Below are 15264 nucleotides of genomic sequence, written 5' to 3' on the forward strand. Positions count from 1 at the left end.
GACCCGGACCTGGCCAAAGCACTCGCCGACGTCGACCCGTCCGTCCTCGCGGCGGTCGTCGACGGCCCGCACCCCACACCGGACGACCTGAGCAAGGCCCTCGCCACCCGCACCGCCGACGGCTCGATCCACCCCCTCCTCTTCGGCTCGGCCCTCGGCGGCCAGGGAATCCCCGAACTCGTCGCGCGACTGGTCCAGTTGATCCCGCCCGCAGCGGCCCGCCCGGGCACCCCTCGCGGCACGGTCTTCGCGGTACGCCCCGGTCCCGGCCGCGAACGGACGGCGTATCTGCGGCTCTACGACGGTGAGGTGGCCCCGCAGCAGCGGCTCACGTTCCGCCGGCACGGGGCGGACGGACGGGCCGTCGAGGTCTCCGGACGAGTCACGCGTCTCGATGTGATCGGCCGGGCAGGGCCGCTCACCGCCGGGAACATCGGCGCGCTGACCGGCCCGAAGGACATCCGGGTCGGCGACCGCCTCGGTGAACTCACCGAACGGGCACCGCAGTTCGCGCCGCCGACCCTGGAGACGGTCGTACGGGCCCGGTGTACCGAACAGGCGGCGGCGCTGCGCTCGGCGCTGCTGGCGCTGGCCGACCAGGACCCGCTGCTGCACGCGCGGCCCGCCGCCTCCGGGGCGACCGTGCTGCTCCTGTACGGCGAGGTCCAGAAGGAGGTCCTGGCGGCGACCCTCGTCCAGGACCACGGCATCGAGGCCGACTTCGAGCCGAGCCGGGTGCGGTTCCTGGAACGCCCGGCCGGGACCGGCGAAGCCTGCGACGAACTTCCGTGGCACGACGGCACCCGCTACTGGGCGACGATCGGGCTGCGCGTGGAACCGGGAGAGCGCGGATCCGGCGGGGTCTTCGCGTACGAGACCGAACTCGGCGCGCTCCCCCGCGCGTTCCACCAGGCCGTCGAGGACACGGTCCACACGACCCTGCTCGGCGGGCTGCACGGCGCTCCCGTGACGGACTACCGGGTCACCCTCACCCGCTCCGGGTTCGTCGGCCCGCTCAGCACGGCCGGCCACTTCCGCGGCCTCACCCCGATCGTGCTGCGCCGGGCGCTGCGGCTGGCGGGGACACGGCTGTACGAGCCGTACGTCGCGTTCGAGACGGAGGTCCCGCTGGACGCGCTCGCGCCGGTGACCGCGCGACTCGCGTCCTGTCGAGCCGAGTTCACCGGGACGACCGGGGGCGTCGGCACCTGGCTGATCACCGGCGAGCTGCCGGCCCGGCGGGTGCGGGAGGTGGAGTCGGCGCTGCCCGGGCTCACGCACGGCGAGGGGGTGTGGTGGTCGCGTCCGTCCGGAGACCGCGAACTACCGCCGCGTTGAGGCGTGTTCGGGGTGTCCACGGCCAGTGTCACAACATGGAGCGGACCGTGATCCGGAAAGGTCACGAGACGCATGAGGTGAGGCGGCCGGGAAATGCTGTCTGCGCGGTCGACCAGGGCTCCTGGCGCGCCGGAACAGTGACTTTTCCCGCTTGTACGCCCTCCGTGCCCCCGTCAGCGCGCCCGTTCCACCAACGGGTCGGCCTGACAGGGGATTTGGGGGGCATGCGGATACCGAGGAAGGGAGGGCCGTCCCCATGACGACTTCCATCAGCCGTACACCCCGGCGCATGCCGGGCTGGGCGAAGGTGCTCACCGCCGTCGTCGTTGTGATCGCCGTGCTGTTCGCCGGGCTCCGGCTTGCCGTGCTCCCGGGCCTGCGGGACATCTTCGGCACCGAGACCCACGACCGTTCGGGTCCGGCGCTGCTCAAGTCCATTCAGGACATGAGCCGTTACGACGCGGCCTCCGGCAACTTCCAGGTCGTCGTGGACCTGGAGAAGGACGCCAAGTTCCTGCCCCAGGCGATCCGCGGCACCCGCACGCTGTACGTCGGCGCCGGCACCGTGGAGGGCTATGTCGACCTGGGCAAGCTCGGCAAGCAGGACGTGACGGTCAACGGCGACCGCACGTCGGCCAGCATCAAGCTGCCGCACGCGACGCTCGGCAAGCCGGCGCTGGACCCGGACCACTCGTACACGGTCTCCAAGCAGCGCGGGCTGCTGGACCGCCTGGGCGACATCTTCTCCGACAACCCCAACAGCGAGCAGGCGGTGCAGAAACTCGCCGCCAAGCACATCGCCGAGGCGGCGAAGACCAGCGCTCTGACCACCCGCGCCGAGACCAACACCACAAACATGCTCAAGGGCCTGCTCGGCTCGCTGGGCTTCACGACCGTGACCATCTCGTACGCGGCCTGAGCGACCGCCGGCAACCCGTGTGCGGGCACGTCCGCCGCACACGGGTTCCGTTCACGCAATGTTCCTGAACCGCACTCGGTGTAACCAACGCCCGTGGCACAGTGCACAAATGGACATCACCCTCACAGTCGACTCCGACCAGGGCGAAGCGGACCTGCGGTCCCTGCAGCGGTGGCTGCTTCAGGATCCTGGGCTGCGGCAGGTACCCATCGCCCGCCTCGCTCCAGTGCCCGGGGACGGTGACATGGGAGCGGTCGGCGAGATCCTGCTGGCGTCCTTGGGCGCCGGTGGTGCAGGGGCGGTACTGGCGAACTCCCTCTCGGTGTGGCTGCGCAGCAGGGTCACGCCGGTCAAGGTACGGATCGAGAGGGCGCAGGACATCCTTGAGGTGGAGGTCGGGAACGTCGAGGATCCCGCCGTCCTGCTCACCCAGATCGCCCGATTCCTGGAACAGCGCCCCGCGTCGGGCAGCCAGGAGCCGTCCGACGGCACGCCATGAGCGGTGTCGCCGATCCGCTCCGGTCCAAAGCGCTTCTGGTCGGGGTCAGTTCCTATGGGGAGCTGCCCCCGTTGCCGGCCGTCGCCAACAACCTCACGGATCTCGGCGCGGCGCTGCGCGACCCGGACAAGTGGGGTCTGCCGGCGGACCATTGCGTCGAGCTGCCCGATCCGCGGGACCCGGTCGACGTGGTCGAGGCGCTGGACCGGCTCGCTCGGGAACCGCTCGACACCCTGCTCGTGTACTTCGCCGGCCATGGGCTCGTCGACCCGGAGGACGGTCAGCTGATCCTGGCCGCCGGACGGACCACGCCTCAGCTGCCCCGCTTCACCGGGCTGGGATACGCGTCCGTCCGCGATCTGCTCCGGCCCCGCCGCGCCAAGCGCCTGCTGGTCGTGTTGGACTGCTGCTTCAGCGGGCGCGCGGCCGGCGTCATGGCGGATCCCTCCTCCGTCATCGTGGGCCAGCTGGACATCTCCGGGGCCTACGTCCTGACATCGGCCGGAGCGACGCAGACGAGCAGAGCCCCCGAGGGTGCCCGCCATACCGCGTTCACCGGTGGGCTGCTCGAAGTCATCGGCAGGGGCGTCCCCAACGGAAGACCCTTCCTCACTCCGGGCGACCTCTTCGAATACACCCAGAAGATCATGGCCGATCACGGTTGGCCGCAGCCGTCGCAGAGCCACGAGAACACGATCCGGGAGCTCCAGCTCATGCGCAATCCATGGTCGGGCGCGCTCCGTTGGCTCTCCCGACGGCACCGCCCCACCGCGAGGGCGGAGGCGCCCGCGTCGGATCTCGTGGTGGGAATCCATGTCGCGGTGAGCGCCGTACGGCCCACGCTCGGTCCCTGCGGGCCGGACTCCCTCACCGCGCTGGAAGCGGCGCTCGACAAGGCCGACCGCAGGTGGCTGCCCGGTATGCGCCTGGTCCATGACGTGATGACCGCCATGCGCCGGGACCACGGCGACGGGGCGGCGACCGCGGCGATCGTCGTCGGTGAGCTGCTGTCCGGCATCCATGAGGCGGTGCGGTCGGGCGCCCCCTGGGAGGAGATCGTCGACCGCGCCGAGGAGGAGGCCGCCGCGATCCTCCGGCTGCTGTCCGGACCGGACGAGGACGGCAAGGAGACCTCGATGTCCGATCTGGGCCTGGCCGTGACCACCGCACTGGGCAACACCCCGCAAGGAGCACGGGTGTTGGCCGCGGTGGACCGCGTCGGCGCGCACCACGTGGAGATCGCCACCGGCACCCGCGTCGCCTCGGCCGCACAGCCGGAGCTGTCCTTCGTCCGCCGGCTCACCCTGGACACGACGGTCCTGGTGCCGAACTCCGCCGCCCGTCCGCTCACCCTGCACGAGCCGTACGTCCTGATCGCGCCGGACGGGACGATCCCCGCCGACGAGCTCCAGGGCATCGGCTGGCGGACCCCGGCACCGCTGCTGATCATCGCCGATCGCGTCGACGCCTTCGCGGTCGGCTCGTTGCACAGTCTGTTCTCGGAGAGCGTCGTCGTGGTCCGCCCGACCGGTCCCGACACCGACTGGGCCACGCTGAGCGCCCGGGCGGACCAGGACCTGCTGCACGGCCGGCCGCTGGGCCGGGCCGACCGCGCCCTTGTCACGTCCACCGCCATCACTGTCACCTGGCCGCCGACCGAGGCACCGGACGACAGCGAGCGGGGCCGGGTGTACGCCGGGCCCGTCGGCACACCGGCCCACGCCACAGCGGTGCGGGCGCTCGCCGTCGCCCGGTCGGCGGCACGCTCCGGTGTGCTCCCCGGAGGGGGAATCGGGCTCCACCGTGCCGGGCGGGAACTCGGCGCGGACGCCGGTCTGTTCTCGGCCGCGCTGTCCGCGCCGCTGCGGCAGCTCATCCGTAACGCGGGACAGGACGCCGACGCGGTACTGGCCCGGCTCGACGCGGTGCCGACGGCCGGGGTCTCCGGGTTCGACTGCGCCGACGGCGCGCTGAAGGATCTGCGCGCCGCGGGCGTGGTCGACGGGGTGGCGACGGTACGAGGCGTGGTCGAGAAGGCGGCGACCATGATCTCCCGTTACGTGGCCGCCTTGTGACTCGTGCTCCGAGTCCCGCACTTCGTACAGAAGTTGGCGTCGCCTTCGCGCGGATGACCGCACTGGTGACAGAAGTTCAGGTGCTCGGCCGCGGGATCCTGCCCGGCCGACAGCCGGTGGATGCGGTTCAGACTCAGTTCGGCCACCTTGATCGCCTCGTCGTCCAGGCCTGCCTGACTGATCAGACCCCACATCTGGGTCAACAGCACGGGCCAGGTCACGAGCATGGCGATCACGAACGGCACCACCTGTTTGCCGAAGATTCCGACCCCGGCCCGGACGAGCGTGCCGGTCGGCTGTGGCACCAGGTCGATCTTCAGCGCGGTGCGCAGGCCCAGCACCTTCTTGAACATCCCGCCCTTGGTGATACCGACCTCATGGGCACCGTCCTGGTCCGCGCTGACGACTGTCTCGTAACCCCGTTCCTGGAAGTGCGACTTGAGGTCGTCGACCACCGGTGCCAGGTCGGGGACCGAGACGGCGATGAGCTTCTCGCTGCTGAAAGCGCTCATGACGCCGCCCCCGGGACCGCCGCGAGGGCTGCTCCGCACCCCTGGCAGAACAGCCAGTCGGCCGACACCGGACGGGCGCACCCGCCGCACGGTTCCCCGGACGACCCGTCGATCGACGGCGTGCCGGCTCCCTTGGCGATCGCCATAACCTGGCGGAGCGTCTCCGAGTCCGCCCAGCGCCGGATCTCCCTCAGCCGGAGTGCCGGGTTGGGATGGGTCGCGTCGTTGTCCAGCTGGCGCAGCAGGAAGCGGTCCAGTTTCGTCTCGTTCATCGCGGCGTCGAACTCATCGGCCTGTGCCGCGAAGGCGTCGTAGTTGATCTGGTCCTTCGGCAGCCACTTGGGGATCCCGTTGAGGTGGAACAGGGCCCGCTGGAGTTCGTCGGGACCGCCCATGAACGCCACGGCGGCCCGGTCGGCGGTGAGTTCGCTCTTGCGGTACCAGTCCAGCAGCGCGGCCTTCAGCGGCTCCGAGAGGAGAGCGGCCACCATGCCGGCCTTGCCGCTCAGGGCTCCCATACCGCCGAACACCGCCAGCGCCATCTGCCGGTACAGCACGTGCTCGGCGAGGATGTGGCCGCACTCGTGCGCCAGCACCGCCTGGATCTCGTCCTCGGGGAGGTCCCGGAACACTTCGTTGTGCAGCACGATGCAGGTCCGCGAGTGTCCGATGGTCATCGCGTTGGCGGGGCCGGGCATCAGATACAGGGCGGGCCGCTCGATGCCGAACGCGTCGCAGATCGGCGGCAGCAGCTTGTAGACGTCCGGAAACTGCTGCGGGCCCAGCCGGATCGCGTTGGACAGCAGCCACGCACGGTCACGGCGGTCCGCGATCATGCTCCGGTACTTCTTCGTCGCGGCCTGGAGTCCCGGGACCTTTTCCAGTCGTTGGCGAGCGGCCAGATCCAGTGGATGGAGAAAGTCATCGGTGTTGAAGGACGCGAGTGTCACGGCTCCCCCTAGTGGTACAGACCATTGAAGGGCCGACACCCGAGATTCCCCCCGCATATGACCGGCCCGTGTGCGCATCGTGACGCAGCGCGACACACGGCCGAGCCCGTTTCGTGGCGAAGTTACGCCTTCCCGGCCGCCGGATCAGTCATCATCCGCGGCACGCATACGGCAATGGACTGACGGGAAATCACTCCATGTCGCCCACGGCATCCTCCGCCGAATCGGGGGTAACCGCCCTAGCACACAGGGAAGTTGAAGACCGGAGGACCTAAAGCATGGGCCGTACCGTCGCACGTCTGCGCCGCACCAGGACCGAGCCCAAGACCGAGGCCGGGCCGAAAGCGGCCCGCGCACCGCGACAGCGGAAGCCCGCACCTCCCCAGCGCCACCAGCTCCCCCTCCCGCTACGCCTGTTGTCGATGCTGCTCGGCTTCGTGCTCATGGTGGCGTTCGCCGTCGTACTGGCCAAGCTGACCCTGGAGCCGTCCCCCGCGTCGAAAGCGCTGGTGCACACCAATCTGCACCCCGGCCGCTCCCTGAAGGCCTATCTCGACCAGCCGGCCATGCGCGACGCCGTGAAGCAGATCGGCGGGAACGTGGTGCTCGGCATCCCGTTCGGGGTACTGGTGCCCGTGTTCGCACCTCGGGCGCGCGGCATCCTGAAGGTGCTGCTGCTGACGGCGACCGTAATGCTCCTGGTGGAGTTCGCGCAGGGCGCACTGATCACCGGGCGGGCCTTCGACATCGACGACGTCATCCTCAACACCACTGGCGCGCTTATCGGTTGGGTCCTGCTGGGGCGCCGGCTCGGCCGGGCGGTGCACGCGCGGAAGCCCGCCGCGAAGGCGGCAAGGACATCAAAGGCACCGAAGGCGTCCAAAGCACCGAAGGCCGCTTCGTAACGATCAACTACTGGCCCGTAACATTCAACTACTGGTCTGTACCAAGGTATTGACGCTCTCCTTATCTCACTTCTTAAATCAAGAGGCGACGCTTTCACCCCCCACCTCAGTCGGCGTGTCGGTCCCCACGTCCGCCGCACAGAAGGGAATGCCGTGGCTTCCCCACGATTCCTCCGCAGATGTCTTTTCGCCGCCCTGTCCGCCACTCTGGTCGCGTCCGCCGCGATCGGTCCGGCGCAGGCGGCCTCCACGTCGGACGCGCAGGCCGACGCAGTCACGTTCTCCGACACCTTCGACGGAGCGGCCGGCAGTGCCGTCAACTCCTCGAAGTGGACGCAGGAGACCGGCGACAACGTCAACAACCACGAGCGTGAGTACTACACGTCCGGCACCAACAACGCGGCCCTGGACGGCCAGGGCCACCTGGTGATCACGGCCAAGAAGGAGAACCCCGCCAACTACCAGTGCTGGTACGGCACTTGCCAGTACACCTCGGCCCGGATGAACACCTCCGGGAAGTTCAGCGCGCAGTACGGGCATGTCGAGGCGCGGATGAAGATCCCGCGCGGGCAGGGCATGTGGCCCGCGTTCTGGATGCTCGGCACCGACATCGGCTCGGTCGGCTGGCCCAACTCGGGTGAGATCGACGTCATGGAGAACGTCGGCTTCGAGCCCTCCACGATCCACGGCACCATCCACGGCCCCGGCTACTCCGGCGCCAACGGGATCGGCGCCGGCTACACGCTGGCGAACGGCGCGGCGTTCGCGGACGCCTTCCACACCTTCGCCGTCGACTGGGCGCCCAACTCGATCAAGTGGTCGGTCGACGGTGTCGTCTACCAGACCCGTACGCCCGCCGATGTGGGCGGCAACACCTGGGCGTTCAACAAGCCGTTCTTCCTGATACTCAACCTGGCGGTCGGCGGCGACTGGCCGGGCGACCCGAACAGCGCCACGGCCTTCCCGGCCCAGCTGGTGGTGGACTCGGTGTCGGTCACCACGAGTGACACGGCCACCGGGGTGGCGATCAAGGGCCTCGCCGGCAAGTGCGTCGACGTCAACGGGGCGAGCTCCGCCAACGGGACCGCCGTCCAGCTCTACGACTGCAACGGCTCGACCGCCCAGCAGTGGACGGTGGGCTCCGACGGCACGATCCGCGCGCTCGGCAAGTGCCTGGACGTGAACGCCGGCGGCACCGCGGACGGCACCAAGGTCCAGCTCTACGACTGCAACGGCTCCGCCGCCCAGCAGTGGGCCGTCAGTTCGGCGAACGACATCGTCAACCCACAGGCCAACAAGTGCCTGGACGTCACCGGCAACAACTCGGCCAACGGCACCCCGCTGCAGATCTGGACCTGCTCGGGCGGCGCCAACCAGAAGTGGACCGTCGGCTGAATCCATGATGCCTAGTGCGGCAACCAGGTGAGCTTGTCTCCGCCGACCCAGCGGACCACGTCCGGGTCGTCCAGGTCGCGGACCGTGATGCCGCACACGGCCGCGACCTGGAGTACGTCGGTGATCCCGGTGGCCTCGCAGACCATCTCCCCGTCGATCTCCACGATGCGGAACGGCGGGGTGCCCGGGTGCACCTTGAGCACCATGATCCGTGGAGTCGAGATGTGCGGGCTGGCGATTTCGGTCATGCAATAGAGCCTAGAACGCATCAGGCGGTCGCGAGTGGTCCAAGGTGCCTGGCCAGGGGCCTCTCGCGGGAGGAGGCTCGATGGATCCCGTGCAGGCACTGGACCAGATCGCCTTCCTGCTGGAACGGTCCCTGGCCCCGACCTACCGCGTACGCGCCTTCCGTACGGCGGCCAGGGTTCTGGCGGCACTCCCCGAGGGCGAGGTCGCCGAACGCGCGGCGGCCGGGACGCTGGAGTCCCTCAAGGGCATCGGCCCGAAGACCGCACAGGTGGCCCGCGAGGCCCTGGACGGACAGGTCCCCGCCTATCTGGAGCAACTGGAGGCCGAGGCCCCCGCCCCGGCCGGTCCCGGCGGCGAAGAGCTGCGGGCCCTGCTGCGCGGGGACTGCCACCTCCACTCCGACTGGTCGGACGGCGGCAGTCCGATCGAGGAGATGGGCCGTACAGCGGCCCGGCTCGGCCACGAGTGGGCGGTGCTGACCGACCACTCGCCCCGGCTGACCGTGGCCCGCGGACTGTCCCCCGAGCGGCTGCGCGAACAGCTGGACGTGGTGGCCGCGCTGAACGAGACCTGGGCGCCCTTCCGGCTGCTCACCGGCATCGAGTGCGACATCCTCGACGACGGCTCGCTGGACCAGGAACCGGAGCTGCTGGAGCGGCTCGACGTGGTGGTCGTCTCCGTGCACTCCAAGCTGCGTATGGAAGCCCGCGCCATGACCCGCCGCATGGTGGCCGCCGTACGGAATCCGCACGCGGACATCCTCGGGCACTGCACCGGGCGGCTGCTCATCGGGCGGGACGGGGGTGCCGCGCGGCCGGAGTCGGAGTTCGACGCGGACGAGGTGTTCGCCGCGTGTGCCGCGTCGAATACGGCCGTGGAGATCAACAGCCGTCCGGAGCGGCTCGACCCGCCGAGGCGGCTGCTGCGGAAGGCCGTCGACGCAGGGGTGCTGTTCTCCATCGACACCGACGCGCATGCGCCCGGTCAGCTCGACTGGCAGATCAACGGCTGCGCGCGGGCGGAGGAGTGCGGGGTGCCCGCCGAACGGGTGGTGACCACCTGGTCGAAGGACGAGCTACTGGACTGGACCAATGGCAAGTGATGCACATCACCGACCTCGGCGGCTCCCGCTGGAACACTCGCCGGTAGTTCCCCGTTGAACAGACTGTGGGTGCGGAGGGAACAGTGTCCCCGGGCCTCAACCTCCGCCCACAGGGAAGATCGTTCGGCTGAAGCCCTGTGGAGCCTTTCGCCGCGAGGCGACCGCCTTCCGTGCCCACCACCTGGCCGCCCCGGCCGTGATTCCCCCGTCGCGGTCGGGGCTTCTCCTTGACTTGGAGCGCACTCCAATTCGTAGCGTTCCCTTCATGACCACTGCACAGCACAAGATCGGTTCCGGATTCGACGCGAAGAGCACCGCCGACGACGTCCTGGAGGGCCTCGACCTCGGCGGGAAGCTCGCGATCCTCACCGGTGGCTACTCGGGCCTGGGCCTGGAAGCCGCCCGCGCGCTCACCAAGGCGGGCGCCCGGGTGGTCGTCCCCGCCCGACGCCCCGACGCCGCCCGTGAGGCCGTGGCCGGGCTGTCCGGCGTCGAGGTGGACGAGCTGGACCTCGCCGACCTGGAGAGCGTGCGCGCCTTCGCCGAGCGGTTCCTCGCCTCCGGCCGCACCGTCGACTACATGATCGACAACGCCGGGATCATGGCCTGCCCGGAGACCCGTGTCGGGCCCGGCTGGGAGGCGCAGTTCGCCACCAACCACCTCGGCCACTTCGCCCTCGTCAACCGCCTGTGGCCGGCCATCGAGCCGGGCGGTGCCCGCGTGGTCTCGGTGTCCTCGCGCGCCCATCACTTCTCCGGGATGCGCTGGGACGACGTCCAGTGGACCCACGGCTACGACAAGTGGGAGGCGTACGGCCAGGCGAAGACGGCGAACGTCCTGTTCGCCGTCCACCTCGACAAGCTCGCCGCCGACCGGGGCGTCCGTGCCTTCTCCCTCCACCCGGGCGGCATCATGACGCCGCTGCAACGCCACATCCCCCGGGAGGAGATGCTGGAGCGCGGCTGGATCGACGAGCAGGGCAACGTGCTCAACCCCGAGGGCTTCAAGTCCCCGGAGCAGGGCGCGGCCACCGAGGTGTGGGCGGCGACCTCGCCCCAACTGGCCGACATGGGCGGCGTCTACCTGGACGACTGCGACATCGCCGAGCCCGCCACCGACGGCGACGAGCGCGTCGGCGTCAAGTCCTGGGCGACGGACCCCGAGCAGGCGGCACGCCTCTGGAAGCTGTCTGCTGATCTAACCGGTGTGAACGCATTCGCAGGGTAGTTCCGAGCACAGCTTTACGACGGGTCGAGGTCCTTCGGTCCGTACAGGGCGGCAGGCTCCGGTCCAACACACCCCGGCGCAAGTGGAGTCCCGGCATCGCCGTCGGATTCATTTCGCGAACTCCCGCAGATCCTCGTTGAGTTGATCGGCGTGGGTGACGAACAGGCCGTGGCCGGCACCGTCGTAGATCTTCAGCGTGCCGTCGGGCACGAGCCGGGCCGTGCGTCGGGCGGTCAGTTCCAGGGGTGCCGAGGTGTCGTGCGTGCCGTGCACGACGAGCACCGGCACGCCGAGTTCCGGCAGTTCGGGAGCGACGTCCACGAGAGCGATCAGTGCCTGGACGGCGGCCGTCGAGTGGGCGGTCGAGATCAGGGCCCGATCGACGATGTACTGCCGGTAGGACGCGGAGACGTCGTTGCCGGGCCGGTCGACGGCGAAGAAGGCGTCGACTCCGTCGGTGAAGAACGCCGCCCGGTCACGCCGGCACTCCTCATTGAGCCCGCGTACGACGTCCGGGTCCAGGCCGTCGGGGTGGTCGGCGGAGCGCACCACGCCCGGGGCGATGCCGCCGACGAAGGCGACCCGGGCCACCCGCCCGGCGCCGTGCCGGGTCAGACAGCGCACGATCTCCACACTCCCCATGGAGTGGCCGACCAGCGTCACTTCGCGCAGGTCGAGCAGTTCGAGGAGTCCGTGCAGGTCGTCGCCGAGGCTGTCCAGGTCGAACCCGCTCCACGTGTCCTCCGACCGGCCGTGCCCGCGCCGGTCGAAGCCGACGCAGCGGTAGCCCTCCGCGGCCAGCGGCAGCATCTGGAACTCCCACATCTCGGCACCGAGATAAGCGCTGTTGACGAAGAACAGCACCGGCCCGTCGGCCGGCCCGTAGTCGACGTAGTGCAGTCGGGCAGCGTCCACTGGGCTGGCGAAATACGGCATGGGGAACCTCCCGGAAACCGGTGGCAGGGCGAGTGGGTACGCCCTTCATGGTTCCGGGCGTCCGCCGACGGGTCGATTACTCCTGAGGTCAAGACCGCAATTCACTCGATGTCACCCCTTGTCGAGCCGACCCAACTTACAGTGACGGCATGGGGTTTCGGGCGCGCACGGCCGACGACGTCTACCGCTACGCATTCCGGCAGGAGAAGCACCAGGACCGTTCGCTCGGCGACGGCTTCGAGTGGACCATCCTGCTGCTCGGTGACAACGGTGAGGTGACCCGGGAGTTCCTGGTCCGGTATGGAGTGGAGCTCAGCATCGCCACCGCGCACCGGGTCCGCTTCGTCTTCTTCTCCGGCTTGTCGCAACGGGAATCGGGGGACCTCGCGCGTGAGGTCACCTTCGGACGGCTCTCGACCCGAGCGTTCCTGGACCGGATGCAGCGCGCCCTCGGGACCTCGTCATGGCGGCACCGGCCGCTCGACTGGGAGGGGGACCCCTGGCGGGAGCTGCGTCCGGACGCGTTCATTCCCTTCACGGACGCCCACGGGGTGCACCAACACATCACGGGTCACGACAAGTTCTGGGAGTCGGCGATACCGGGCACGGAGGCCTCCGTGCGGCTCGCTCAGACTCTGGGCATCGGCCGCCACGTGCCCTGTCTTCTCCTGTTCACCGACCTCGGCGCTCCGCAGTATCACGTCCTCCCCTTCGGGGATCTCACCGCCGGGCAGGTCTACCGGAAGGCCAGACGCTGGGTCGACGACTACTACGAGATCAACCGCGAGACCCTGGACCACTGGAGCTCGGTCGAGGAACGGATCCACTCCCTGACCCGCGACGCACGACTCCGACTGGACAACGTCAAGCGCTGGCCCGCGGAGCGTCGACAGGACTGGCTCGCGCTGAGCGAGCTGGCGGAGTGCGCGGCGATCGCGCGCGAGCGGCCGGATGCGGCACTGCAGGCCCTTCGGAGACTGTGCGAGCAGCCCGTCGCCTGGAGAATCGGCGGCGACCTGAGCTCTCTCAGACACCGCCTCGACGATCTCGAAGCACGGGAGCAGCGGGCGGGACGCCTCACCGGAATCGCCCGTGAGCTGCAGGACGCCTCGGAGCCGGAACGTATCGCGGGCCTGCTGAAAGCCCTGTACCGCGAGAGGCCGCCCAGGCTCACCGAGGGAACGAACAGGACGATCAAGGCGGCGGCAGTCCAGTGGACCCAACCCAAGCCGATGTCGCCCCGGCAGGAACTCTTCCGTTGGTGGCGCAGTCTGCAGAATCCCGTTTTCTCCAAGCGCATGTTCTCCCGACTGCGTTACGCGTTGCGGGAGTTCTACGCGTCCGGGATCGGTGAGGGCGAGTCGCACGCCGACCACATCCGCAGGGACTACGACGCCTTCTGGACCGCGCTCGGCGGATGTGCCCTTGCGGCCGATGCCGAGCGCACCGCCGACCATGTGCTCGACCGGCTCGCCGACCACTACGGGACAGCACCGTCCGGATCCGCTTGGTCGACGGCGACGCAGGACCTTCGTGCCCATGTGATCAGAGGTGTCGGCCGAGCCCAACGCGACGCACCTGCTTGGCTGTTGCACCTTGCGCCGCCCCTGTCTCTACGGGAGTGCCTCTACCTCGGCGGCCGGAGCGACGAGAGCTGTTTCCGGGACTTCCTCGACTCGTCGCCCCGGCTGGCCGCCGCAGTGCACGAGTCGCACGGCACTGCCGACCGATCCGCGAGAACTCCCGAGGAACACTCTGCCTGGCACGTCCACCACCGGGACGCCGTCGCTCAGGCGCTCCTGCGCGACGCGCGCCGGGCCGAGACGACGCCCGAGAGCCGTGCCGCGCTGGCACGGGAAGCCGGCCCCCGGCTGGAGTTGATCCGGGCGGAGTTCCAGGCCAGGGTGCGGCACGACCTGGGCAAGGCATTCGGCAAGAAGTCGCAGCTCGCCCGGCTGGAGGAGGATCTCGGGCTCGCGGAGCGTCTCGGCACCGCTCTGGACGACTACGACGACGCCGTACGACGGCTGGTTCTTCCGCACACGAAGGACCGCCGCGTCCTCGCCCTGCCGACCCCGTCGCGTCTGGCGCGATCCATCGGGCTGCAGGCGGTCCCCGAACCGGCAAGGGCAGCCCCCGCACTCCGGCATCAGGTCGACGGCATCCAGGACGACACCCGCGAGACACTGGCCCACTGGGAGGAGGCCCGGCGGGAAGGTGCACGGTGGGCACCCGACGCCCGGTTCGCGGACGTACTCACTGCCGCACTCCCCACATCGCGGGCCGCGACCGTACTCGCACCGTTTCCCGGTGCGACTCCCTGGGACAAGGCCGCCTGGGCCGTACAGGACCACAGGGCGGCACAACTGCTCGGCGCCCTGAGCCGTCAGGAACTCGCCCTGATGCTGGAAGGCGCCCGGCCGAACGGCACACCACACCCCCGACTCGGTCCCGGGGACACCGTGACCCCGGCCACCGTGCTCGCCGTCTTCGGCTTGAGCGTCCCGACGCAGCCACCGGAGTCGAACGGCGGGGCCGCTCCCGGGCCACGCGTCTTCATCTCCTACGCACAAGAGGACGACGACGGCGAACACACCGAACGGGTACGCGCGCTCTGGCTGCTCCTGCGGAAGCAGGGCGTCGATGCCCAGCTGGATCTCTCGGCGGCCGAGGAGCCGCAGGACTGGGCGTTGTGGATGCACGAGGAGTTCCAGGCCGCCGACCACGTCCTGGTCGTCGCGTCCCCGGCGTACCGGCGGCGCGCCGAAGGCATGGAAGCACCGGGAACCGGTGAGGGCGTGATCTGGGAGGCCCGCTACATCAGGAACGAGGTCTACGGCAATCCCGCGGGCTGGCACCGGCGCATTCTGAAAGTGGTGCTGCCCGGCGGTGACCGTGACGATCTGCCCGCTTATCTGGGCGGTCACACCGTCACGCATTACACCGTCGACCCGATCGATGCCACGGGTGTCGAAAAGCTCCTGCGCTACCTCACGGCGCAGCCGTACGAGGTCGAGCCACCGGTCGGACCCGCACCGCCGCTGCCGCCGCGCGCAACCGGCTGAGAACGGCCCCGGCAGCGGAACGGCAACGCCTCAGTGCGGCGCCCGCTCCTCCAGGGCCGTGCGCCAGGCGGGCGGTGGGCCCTCCGGTTCG

Annotated in this window: 13 protein-coding genes; 9 read left to right on the forward strand and 4 right to left on the reverse strand. The window is 69.8% G+C overall.

Annotation, left to right across the window (positions count from 1 at the left end):
• The 4 genes from R6V09_RS27525 to R6V09_RS27540 all read left to right on the forward strand — a co-directional run.
• Positions 1-1338 (forward strand): GTP-binding protein (locus R6V09_RS27525; protein WP_317884127.1); only part of this gene is annotated, 1338 nt, incomplete at its 5' end.
• 256 nt (positions 1339-1594) lie between these two features.
• Complete coding sequence (locus tag R6V09_RS27530) at positions 1595-2257, forward strand: DUF4230 domain-containing protein (RefSeq protein WP_317884128.1); 663 nt, start codon at positions 1595-1597, stop codon at positions 2255-2257.
• Positions 2258-2366: 109 nt separating this feature from the next.
• Complete coding sequence (locus R6V09_RS27535) at positions 2367-2756, forward strand: effector-associated constant component EACC1 (RefSeq protein ID WP_317884129.1); 390 nt, start codon at positions 2367-2369, stop codon at positions 2754-2756.
• On the forward strand, positions 2753-4831 hold the full coding sequence (locus R6V09_RS27540) for a caspase, EACC1-associated type (protein WP_317884130.1): 2079 nt from the start codon (positions 2753-2755) through the stop codon (positions 4829-4831). The genes R6V09_RS27535 and R6V09_RS27540 overlap by 4 nt, the downstream gene beginning before the upstream one ends.
• Here the strand turns inward: R6V09_RS27540 and R6V09_RS27545 are convergent.
• Both R6V09_RS27545 and R6V09_RS27550 read right to left on the reverse strand, forming a co-directional pair.
• Positions 4813-5343, reverse strand: coding sequence for a zinc ribbon domain-containing protein (locus R6V09_RS27545; protein WP_317884131.1), 531 nt, complete (start codon positions 5341-5343; stop codon positions 4813-4815). The genes R6V09_RS27540 and R6V09_RS27545 overlap by 19 nt on opposite strands.
• The gene (locus R6V09_RS27550) at positions 5340-6293 is read right to left on the reverse strand and encodes a M48 family metallopeptidase (protein ID WP_317884132.1); all 954 of its coding nucleotides are present in this window, start codon (positions 6291-6293) and stop codon (positions 5340-5342) included. The genes R6V09_RS27545 and R6V09_RS27550 overlap by 4 nt, the downstream gene beginning before the upstream one ends.
• A 278-nt stretch (positions 6294-6571) precedes the next feature.
• Here R6V09_RS27550 and R6V09_RS27555 point away from each other — a divergent pair, with 278 nt between their 5' ends.
• Complete coding sequence (locus tag R6V09_RS27555; RefSeq protein ID WP_317884133.1) at positions 6572-7198, forward strand: VanZ family protein; 627 nt, start codon at positions 6572-6574, stop codon at positions 7196-7198.
• Positions 7199-7351: 153 nt separating this feature from the next.
• On the forward strand, positions 7352-8593 hold the full coding sequence (locus tag R6V09_RS27560) for a ricin-type beta-trefoil lectin domain protein (RefSeq protein WP_317884134.1): 1242 nt from the start codon (positions 7352-7354) through the stop codon (positions 8591-8593).
• 11 nt (positions 8594-8604) lie between these two features.
• Here R6V09_RS27560 and R6V09_RS27565 read toward each other — a convergent pair whose 3' ends face one another.
• A complete protein-coding gene (locus R6V09_RS27565) occupies positions 8605-8841 on the reverse strand; it encodes a hypothetical protein (RefSeq protein ID WP_317884135.1) in 237 nt (78 codons plus the stop codon).
• An 80-nt stretch (positions 8842-8921) separates the two neighbouring features.
• Between R6V09_RS27565 and R6V09_RS27570 the strand changes: the two genes are divergently transcribed.
• Together R6V09_RS27570 and R6V09_RS27575 are read left to right on the forward strand one after the other, a co-directional pair.
• Entirely contained in the window at positions 8922-9944 is a 1023-nt protein-coding gene (locus tag R6V09_RS27570) for a PHP domain-containing protein (RefSeq protein WP_317884136.1), read from the forward strand.
• A gap of 265 nt (positions 9945-10209) precedes the next feature.
• Complete coding sequence (locus R6V09_RS27575) at positions 10210-11172, forward strand: SDR family NAD(P)-dependent oxidoreductase (protein ID WP_317884137.1); 963 nt, start codon at positions 10210-10212, stop codon at positions 11170-11172.
• A gap of 108 nt (positions 11173-11280) precedes the next feature.
• Here R6V09_RS27575 and R6V09_RS27580 read toward each other — a convergent pair whose 3' ends face one another.
• Entirely contained in the window at positions 11281-12108 is an 828-nt protein-coding gene (locus R6V09_RS27580) for an alpha/beta fold hydrolase (protein ID WP_317884138.1), read from the reverse strand.
• Positions 12109-12257: 149 nt separating this feature from the next.
• On the opposite strand from R6V09_RS27580, the gene R6V09_RS27585 reads away from it, so the two are divergent.
• Positions 12258-15173 carry a toll/interleukin-1 receptor domain-containing protein gene (locus R6V09_RS27585; protein ID WP_317884139.1) on the forward strand — a complete coding sequence of 972 codons (2916 nt, stop codon included), beginning with the start codon at positions 12258-12260 and terminating at the stop codon, positions 15171-15173.
• Positions 15174-15264 lie beyond the last annotated feature (91 nt).

Source organism: Streptomyces sp. W16 (genome assembly GCF_033194735.1).
GTDB lineage: Bacteria > Actinomycetota > Actinomycetes > Streptomycetales > Streptomycetaceae > Streptomyces.

Coding starts and splice junctions, on each gene's coding strand:
- R6V09_RS27530 (WP_317884128.1), top strand. CDS start 1,595: ATGACGACTTCCATCAGCCGTACACCCCGGCGCATGCCGGGCTGGGCG.
- R6V09_RS27535 (WP_317884129.1), top strand. CDS start 2,367: ATGGACATCACCCTCACAGTCGACTCCGACCAGGGCGAAGCGGACCTG.
- R6V09_RS27545 (WP_317884131.1), bottom strand. CDS start 5,343: ATGAGCGCTTTCAGCAGCGAGAAGCTCATCGCCGTCTCGGTCCCCGAC.
- R6V09_RS27540 (WP_317884130.1), top strand. CDS start 2,753: ATGAGCGGTGTCGCCGATCCGCTCCGGTCCAAAGCGCTTCTGGTCGGG.
- R6V09_RS27580 (WP_317884138.1), bottom strand. CDS start 12,108: ATGCCGTATTTCGCCAGCCCAGTGGACGCTGCCCGACTGCACTACGTC.
- R6V09_RS27570 (WP_317884136.1), top strand. CDS start 8,922: ATGGATCCCGTGCAGGCACTGGACCAGATCGCCTTCCTGCTGGAACGG.
- R6V09_RS27575 (WP_317884137.1), top strand. CDS start 10,210: ATGACCACTGCACAGCACAAGATCGGTTCCGGATTCGACGCGAAGAGC.
- R6V09_RS27585 (WP_317884139.1), top strand. CDS start 12,258: ATGGGGTTTCGGGCGCGCACGGCCGACGACGTCTACCGCTACGCATTC.
- R6V09_RS27555 (WP_317884133.1), top strand. CDS start 6,572: ATGGGCCGTACCGTCGCACGTCTGCGCCGCACCAGGACCGAGCCCAAG.
- R6V09_RS27565 (WP_317884135.1), bottom strand. CDS start 8,841: ATGACCGAAATCGCCAGCCCGCACATCTCGACTCCACGGATCATGGTG.